This is a genomic window from Desulforegulaceae bacterium, assembly GCA_034006035.1.
Taxonomy (GTDB): domain Bacteria; phylum Desulfobacterota; class Desulfobacteria; order Desulfobacterales; family JACKCP01; genus JACKCP01.
The window spans coordinates 1-2,773 of record JAVETN010000029.1; the positions used below are offsets into that span (position 1 = coordinate 1).

The 2,773-nt window shown below is 33.8% G+C and carries 5 protein-coding genes; 3 read left to right on the top strand and 2 right to left on the bottom strand.

Annotated features, from left to right (window positions below):
* Both trxA and RBR53_12005 read left to right on the top strand, forming a co-directional pair.
* Positions 1-304: thioredoxin (gene trxA / locus RBR53_12000; GenBank protein ID MDY0133372.1), on the top strand; the 304-nt coding region annotated here is incomplete at its 5' end.
* 3 nt (positions 305-307) lie between these two features.
* A complete protein-coding gene (locus RBR53_12005) occupies positions 308-1,555 on the top strand; it encodes a hypothetical protein (protein ID MDY0133373.1) in 1,248 nt (415 codons plus the stop codon).
* A gap of 27 nt (positions 1,556-1,582) precedes the next feature.
* On the opposite strand, the gene RBR53_12010 is transcribed toward RBR53_12005, so the two are convergent.
* Positions 1,583-2,008 carry a DUF86 domain-containing protein gene (locus RBR53_12010; protein ID MDY0133374.1) on the bottom strand — a complete coding sequence of 142 codons (426 nt, stop codon included), beginning with the start codon at positions 2,006-2,008 and terminating at the stop codon, positions 1,583-1,585.
* Positions 2,001-2,285, bottom strand: coding sequence for a nucleotidyltransferase family protein (locus RBR53_12015; protein ID MDY0133375.1), 285 nt, complete (start codon positions 2,283-2,285; stop codon positions 2,001-2,003). The genes RBR53_12010 and RBR53_12015 overlap by 8 nt, the downstream gene beginning before the upstream one ends.
* Positions 2,286-2,421: 136 nt before the next feature.
* On the opposite strand from RBR53_12015, the gene RBR53_12020 reads away from it, so the two are divergent.
* Positions 2,422-2,772 (top strand): hypothetical protein, encoded by a 351-nt coding sequence (locus RBR53_12020; GenBank protein MDY0133376.1) that lies wholly within the window; start codon positions 2,422-2,424, stop codon positions 2,770-2,772.
* The last annotated feature ends 1 nt before the right edge of the window (position 2,773 follow it).

A 2,773-nucleotide genomic window follows, 5' to 3' on the forward strand; every position in this document is an offset into this window, starting at 1 on the left:
GAGCAGCGATAACATAGAAGCCATTTTAAAAAGTACCGATGTGCCCGTCATTGTCGATTTTTGGGCACCGTGGTGTGGACCATGCAAAATGTTCGCTCCTGTCTTTGAACAAGCCGCACGTGCCTACCCGCTTCGTGTTTTGTTCGCCAAAGTTGATACCGAAGCTGAGCAATTTTTAGCCTCACGTTTTAAAATCCGCTCCATTCCAACCATAATTGTCTTTAAAGATGGCAAAGAAGTGGAACGTGTTAGTGGAGCGATGAACGATGAAGGTTTGGATAGATTTGTGGAGAGGTTTTTGTAATTCATGGCAAATTCTGAAAGCATCAAACAATACCTTATTGAAGGTAACAAATCTTACTTAGGTAATGACGATAACAATGGTACTATCTTGATGCTCTCAGGTGCATGGGGTTCAGGTAAAACCCACTTTTGGAAAAACATCATTGAAACAGATTTAATTCCAAAAATCAAAGAAAAAGAGAAAAGTTATGTTTTCGTGAGTCTTTATGGCAAAGATTCTATCAAAGATATTGAAAATGAAATTTTGCAGAAAGCATATAGTTTTTTATATGAAAGCGATAACGATCTTATAAAAAAAGCTTCTTCTGTTTTTACAAAGTCAGTCGATTTTATACCTAAAATCTCTTTGTTTGGTTTTGAAATTGATCCAAAAGGTATTGCTAAATTAAAAGATGAATTATCCAATAAAGAAAAATTACATAAAGCCTCTGTAGCTCTTTCAAACGGTATTGTCTGCTTTGACGATTTTGAACGAAAGTCCTCAAAAATAGACCTGAATGACCTTTTTGGTTTTATCACCAATCTGACTGAAAACTTCCAAACCAAAACTATCATCATTCTAAATCAAGAGTTTTTTCAACACCATGATACAAAAGTTTTCAATACCGTTAAAGAAAAAAGTGTCAATAAATTTATACTCTACAATCCAACGATTGAAGAGCTTTTTGATGTCATTTACACAAATGACAAATATAAGCTATTAGACCAATACAAAGTTAAAATATTAGAAGCTATTCAACTCAGTGAAGAAAAAAATGCACGTATTTATATTCAAGTGCTTAATAACTGTTTAGAGTATGCCGAAAAAGTAAAAGGCGTTGATGAAAGAGCAATTTATCTTTTAACATTGGTCACAGTTATTTTTGTAAAAAATAATTTTATTTTTAAAATGAAACAATATGGTGAAGGTTTCGGGTTTTTGCCTACCATCATTGAACCTATTCCAGACAAGGTTTTCAAGCCATTATTGAGATTAAAAAGTTCTTATATAAACTTGCTTACCAAAGAACAACTCATTGATGTATTAAAAGATAAAGTCTCAAATACCTATAAAATTAATTCTAGTGCTGGCACAATACAAGCCCCAACAGATTTATTTGCTGAAAATTTAAAATATATTTCCATAAATGAAAATTTACTGTATACAATTTATAAATATGTTTTGCATCACAAATGTTTTATTGAAAAGGAAATTTCTTTATTAAATAAAATGAGTAACTTTGTCGAAAGCGGTATTTTACTCGAAGAATAAAGTTTTTGAAAGAAGTGATAATTAAAACTAAATTATTAGCCCTTGCAAAAACTTCAAAACCTGTACATTCTTCTCATTTTCTGCTTTAGCATATTCAATAGCATCTAAAAGAGAAATCTTTTCTTTTGCCACAACCATGACCAATTCTGCTTGATATTCAGGTAATTTATGTGCGATTACATCCCAAACGATCTCTTCATCTATTCCAAAGTAGCCATGGCTGATTTGATTGCGAAAGTCAACAATGCGACGATATTCGCTTTTAAGAAGTCCGCTGTTTAAGAGTATTTTGGTGGCTTCGCCGATGATCTCAAGCTCTCTGATGCACGCATCCCATGCCATTTCATGTACGAGCAGTTCAGCTCCATTTTTTATCTTACATGTAAAGCGGAAAATTTTATCGATAGCAATGAAAATATCGACGATGTAGAGACTTATATCACGATTAGACATAAAGCACTTCGTGGGCAATTTTTTCTTTAATGAGTTTACGAATCGACTTTTCAAGCCCCAAATCAACTTTAGCACCTAACTCTTTTTCTAAGAGTTCTTTGAGTGCGTAATAATTATCAAAACTTGAGGGCATATCGACAATGATGTCAATGTCACTTTGAGGTGTTTGTTGCTCTTTGGCGTAGCTACCAAAAAGTCCTATTTTTTTGACATTAAACTGTTCTTGCAAAAAGGGTTTGTGTGTTTTTAGGTAGTCCAAAATCAACTCTCTTGTCATAATACACTCCCACTTTTTAGTGTTTCTATTGTAGCGAAAAAAGCTTTTTTTATCTATTTTCTTTCATTTTGAAATATTTTTAATCACCTCTTTTTTACTGGGCTATGATAAGCGCATTAAAACAGTGAGGTGAGAAATGATTTTAGGAAAATGCCCCTTTTGTGGTGGCAATGTGCTTTCACAAAAGATAACCGCTAGAGGTCAAAAAATAAATCTTTATCATTGTGAGCATGCCATTAAAGAGCGCGATATGAACGATGATTATGTTTTTAGTGCCACGTCCACCTGTCGTTTTCAAGTTTACTCCAATGCACTCTTGCGCTGGAATAAACGAAGTTTGAGTGAGTCTGAGATGAAAACATTGCTTCAAGAGGGACAAATTGTAGTGCGCTTGCATGGGAAAAAAGGAACACGTGAATATTTTAAATACGTCGTTACTGATCCAGAATATGGCCTGAGCATCTTGTGGGATAGCGAAGTTGCATAAA

What these genes read in the sequence shown, in the direction of transcription:
- RBR53_12015 (MDY0133375.1), bottom strand. Translation starts at nt 2,285, where the DNA reads ATGACAAGAGAGTTGATTTTGGACTACCTAAAAACACACAAACCCTTT.
- RBR53_12005 (MDY0133373.1), top strand. Translation starts at nt 308, where the DNA reads ATGGCAAATTCTGAAAGCATCAAACAATACCTTATTGAAGGTAACAAA.
- RBR53_12010 (MDY0133374.1), bottom strand. Translation starts at nt 2,008, where the DNA reads ATGTCTAATCGTGATATAAGTCTCTACATCGTCGATATTTTCATTGCT.
- RBR53_12020 (MDY0133376.1), top strand. Translation starts at nt 2,422, where the DNA reads ATGATTTTAGGAAAATGCCCCTTTTGTGGTGGCAATGTGCTTTCACAA.